This is a genomic window from Cellulomonas algicola, assembly GCF_003851725.1.
Taxonomy (GTDB): domain Bacteria; phylum Actinomycetota; class Actinomycetes; order Actinomycetales; family Cellulomonadaceae; genus Cellulomonas; species Cellulomonas algicola.
The window spans coordinates 1-3,755 of sequence record NZ_BHYL01000280.1 but is presented as its reverse complement, the minus strand read 5'-3'; the positions used below and the strand labels follow the sequence as shown (position 1 = coordinate 3,755).

The window sequence follows — 3,755 nt, the reverse complement described above, 5'->3', positions numbered from 1 at the left end:
CGGCCGCGGCGGCCTCGGCGTCGGCCTGGGCCTGCGCGGCGGCGGCCGCGGTGCGGTTGGCCTCGGCGGTCGTGCGGATCTCGTCCGTGAGCGCCGACACCTCGGCGGCGGCGTCCCGGATGGTCGCCGGGCTGGCGTCGTCCGCGTCGGCCCGCTCGACGGGCGCCTCGGTGGTCGCCGCGGGCCTCGGGCTCGCGGTGGTGTCCGGGGTGGCCTGCGCGGCCGGGTCGCTCGCGGTGGGCGTCGGCTCCGCGGCCTCGTCGGTCGTGGCGGGCGCCTCGGTGCCCGAGCGGTCGGCCGTGCGCGACGTGCGCTCGCGCTCGGGCCGGACGTCCTCGGGGAGCGCGTCCACGAGGGCTTCGAGACGGGCGGTCGCGGCCTGCAGCTCGGCGAGCCGCGCGGTGTCGACGGCGGCCTGCTGCCCCTCGGTCTGCGCGGCGGTGCTCGCCTCGATCGCGTCGTCCGCGAGGCCGACGGCCTGGTCGACGGCGCGCGCGTGGGCGGCGGCGTGCGCCTGGCCGACCGCCTGGTCCGCCTCGGCCGTCAGGGCGGCCTGCTGCTCCTCGCCCTTGGCGGACGCGGCGGCGGTCACCGTGCCGCCGAGCCCGATCGCGAGCACCGCGACGACGGCACCCTGCGCGACGCGCGCGGACATGCTGCCGCCGCGGGGCAGGATGTGCGCCCGTGCGCGCGGGGCGCGGTGCAGGACCGCGCGGGTCGCGCCGGTGTCGGCGGACACGCGCACGGTCGTGCCGGTGCCGGCGGGCACGCCGACAGCCGTGCCGGTGTCGACGGACGGGCGCACGGTCGCGCCGGTGTCGGCGTACGTGCGCGGCGTCGGGCCGGTGACGACGGGGGTGTGGTCGGTCCGGGCAGCGGTGCGGTCGTCCCGGGGACCGGAGGGGACGACGGGGGTCGCGGCAGTGCGCGGGGCGACATGCTTGCCTCCCCGCGACCGACGCGCCGGGATCGGCAATCTGTCACTCACGCGCTTCACGTTAAGTGAGTCGGACGGCCGCCCCGGACACTTGAGACGTAGATCATGTGGTGATCCCGTCACGTCTCCGTCACAGAATTCACAGGGAGAGCTCCAGCAAGCGCGTTCCCACTGGTCACAGCGTCGCCGGCCACCGTTTCGGACACTCCGGACACACCCGTTCGGCCGCTGTGCGCTTCGTCACGCAAGCGCGACACAAGTCCTCCGTGGAGCGACCGCTACGCTTCCGAGCGTGCCAGCCGACGACCCCTCGACGACCCCCGCCCCGCGCGGGCTCGACGACCTCTACGACATCAGCCGGCTGGCCGCGCGGCTCGGCGTCGAGCACTCCACGATCCGCGTCTGGCTGTCCCGCAAGGTGCCGTGGCTGCCCGCCCCCGACGGCCGTCTCAACGGCGGCGCCGTCTGGCGCGCGACCACGCTCGAGGGCATCGAGCAGCGCCGCACCCCCGGCCGCCCCGGCCGCAAGCCCGGCTTCGTCCCGTCGCGCGCCGCCGCCGACGTCGCCCGCACCAGCCCGTCCGTCCCCACCACGACCGGCGCGCTGCCCGTCGTCACGAGCACCGACGCGCTGCCCGTCGTCGCCACCACGACCGGCGCCCTCCCGCTCGTCGCGACCGGCGCCACCGCCGTCGTCGCCACGACCACCGGGCCGCTGCCCGTCGTCGCCACGACCACCGGCGCGCTCCCGCTGCTCGTCACCGGCGCCCTGCCCGTCGTCGCGCCCGCCGCCGACGCGCTCGCCGCGGCGGCCGTCGCCGAGACGACGCCGCCCGCGCTTCCGTCGCTCGTCGAGACCCCCGCCCCCACGGGCGCACCCGCCGTCCCGGCCGCAGCCGCCGCCCCGGCCTTCTAGCCCACGCCGACGTCCGCGCTCGACGCGCGACCCCGCCGTCGACGGCTCCGACGCGCGCGAGCCTCGCGCCGTAGGCTCGGACGATGGGCGCCACCACCGGCCCCGACCCCGAGCGCGCGGCCGACGTCGCGGACGCGATGCGCACCCTCGCGCGCGAGCTCTTCCTCCCCGACGAGCAGCGGCACCGGGCCGGTGAGGACCACCCCCTCCCCCTGTGGCACGGCCAGACGAGCTCGCAGCCCTCGACGGTCGCCGCGATGCTGCGGCTCCTGCAGGTCCCCGTCGGCGCGCGCGTGCTCGACGTCGGCAGCGGGTCCGGGTGGACGACCGCGCTGCTCGGCCGGCTCGTCGGACCCGGCGGCACGGTGCTCGGCCTCGAGCTCGACCCGCAGCTCGCCGACTGGGGCCGCGGCAACGTCGACGCCTGCGGGATGCCGTGGGTCACCGTCGAGCGCGCCGACCCGCACGTCCTCGGGCGCCCCGTCGACGGCGGCTGGGACCGCGTGCTCGTGTCCGCGGCACCCCGCGCGCTCCCCGAGACGCTCGTCGACCAGGTCGCCGAGGACGGCCGCATGGTCATCCCCGTCCGCTCGACCATGCACCTCGTGCGCCGCGTGGACGGACGCGTGCTGGTCACGACGCATGGCTCCTACACGTTCGTGCCGCTGCGCTGACGCAGGTCGCGGCGACGGTCGCCCACCGGCGTCGGGACGCGCGTCCGACTCCGACGGGACCCCGACGAAAAAGACGACCGTGCACGGGGGTGACGAATGTCGTGACTCGTCAGTAACGTGCACGAGGCACCCGGGTGCGCGCGCCAGGAAACGGCGCGTCGGCCGGGTGCACGCCGGTCCTCACCAGTCAGGGATGTGCACATGTCACGTCGTCCGTTGCTCGCCGGGCTCACCGCCCTGTCCGTCACCCTCGGAACCGCCGTCCTCGGCGCGCAGCCCGCCACCGCGGCACCGCCCCCGGACACCCCGAACGCCGCCGACCCCGGCAAGCTCGACCCCCGCGCCGCCGCCCGCGTCTCGCGCGACCTGCAGGACGCCACCGGCCGCGTCACCGCGTTCGTCCAGCTCGACGCGAAGTCCGGCGCCGACGTCGTCGCCGACGGCGGCACGCCCGCGCAGGTCCGCGCCCAGGCCGAGGTCACCGAGGACCTCGCCGAGGACGTCGTCCCGCAGGAGCAGACCGCCCGCTCCGCCAAGGCCGCCGAGCCGCAGCGCATCGCCACCCTGACCAACCTCGTCGCGGGCACGCTCGTCACCGGTGACGCCGCCGAGGTCCGCGCGCTCGCGGAGAGCCCCGACGTCGTGGCCGTCTACCGCGTGGCCCGCAAGACCGCCGACAACAGCCACCAGGTCGAGTTCACGCGTGCGCTCGCGACGTGGCAGAGCACCGGCCAGACCGGCGAGGGCGTCCGCGTGGGCGTCATCGACACGGGCCTCGACTACACGCACGCCGACTTCGGCGGCCCCGGCACGGTCGCGGCGTACGAGGAGGCGTACGGCGAGGACGGCACGCAGCCCGTGCCCGCGGGCCTGTTCGACCCCGAGAAGTTCCTCGGCGGCTACGACTTCGCCGGACCGCTGTACGACCCCAGCGTCGACCCGCTGCCCGGCTCGACGCCCGTCCCCTCGCCGGACGACAACCCGATCGACGCGACCTACCTGTCGGACAACGTCGGTCACGGCACGCACGTCGCCGGCACCGCCGCCGGCTACGGCGTCCTGCCCGACGGCACCACGTTCGAGGGCGACTACACGTCGCTGACGTCGGTCGCCGACTGGCAGGTCGGCCCGGGCACCGCGCCCGAGGCCGGGCTGTACGCGTTCAAGGTCTTCGGCGACATCGGCGGCTCGACCGAGCTCACGGGTCTCGCGCTCGACCGCGCGGCCG

3 protein-coding genes and 1 pseudogene are annotated in these 3,755 nt (G+C 76.7%); 3 read left to right on the top strand and 1 reads right to left on the bottom strand.

Translation table 11 applies throughout. From position 1 onward, the window contains the following. Positions 1-988 (bottom strand): annotated as a pseudogene (locus CTKZ_RS16385) (hypothetical protein); the annotation flags it as partial. Positions 989-1,229: 241 nt separating this feature from the next. On the opposite strand from CTKZ_RS16385, the gene CTKZ_RS16380 reads away from it, so the two are divergent. From CTKZ_RS16380 to CTKZ_RS16370, 3 genes are all read left to right on the top strand, one after another. Further along, positions 1,230-1,853 (top strand): hypothetical protein, encoded by a 624-nt coding sequence (locus CTKZ_RS16380; RefSeq protein WP_124343945.1) that lies wholly within the window; start codon positions 1,230-1,232, stop codon positions 1,851-1,853. 83 nt (positions 1,854-1,936) lie between these two features. Then, a complete protein-coding gene (locus CTKZ_RS16375) occupies positions 1,937-2,527 on the top strand; it encodes a protein-L-isoaspartate O-methyltransferase family protein (protein WP_124343944.1) in 591 nt (196 codons plus the stop codon). A 201-nt stretch (positions 2,528-2,728) separates the two neighbouring features. Next, positions 2,729-3,755: S8 family serine peptidase (locus CTKZ_RS16370; protein ID WP_148090509.1), on the top strand; the 1,027-nt coding region annotated here is incomplete at its 3' end.